Here is a 502-nt window from a genome sequence, read left to right on the forward strand (position 1 = left end):
GACCTTTTGATAGTTTATATTTAAAGTATGCGTAATGTATTCATTGATACTATAATAATTATTCACACTAGCATTGAGCTTTCTAAACCAACCAAAGCCTTTGTCTCCGGTTTTAGATGTACTTCCAAGCATAGTAGCACCATCATCATATACCTTACCCACACTTACCTTAGCACTATAACTTAAAGTATTATTCTCAAAGCCTCTAAACAAACCTTCTAAACCCATACTACCTACATTAGAATGTTTATCAACTGTGTAAGGAAAGAAAGTATTTGAAAAAGACTCATCTTTTAATATTTTATGATAAATACTTGAAGTAAAATATAAAGAGGAATTAGTATTAATCCATACAGGATAAGAAAAATCTACACCAAAATTTCTAGAAGTACCACTAAAACCAACTTCTTTATAATCTCCACCTAAAGAATAAGAACCTTGAGACACGCTTGGAGTGATTTTTAAATTTCCTAAAAAGAAAGTATAACTAGCTCCATAGTTA

1 pseudogene is annotated in these 502 nt (G+C 30.3%); it reads right to left on the reverse strand.

Features of this window, described 5'->3' with window-relative positions:
• Window positions 1–502 (reverse strand): annotated as a pseudogene (locus L8U41_RS07865) (ShlB/FhaC/HecB family hemolysin secretion/activation protein); the annotation flags it as partial.

It is taken from the genome of Campylobacter sp. RKI_CA19_01116 (assembly GCF_025771405.1).
Classification (GTDB): domain Bacteria; phylum Campylobacterota; class Campylobacteria; order Campylobacterales; family Campylobacteraceae; genus Campylobacter_D.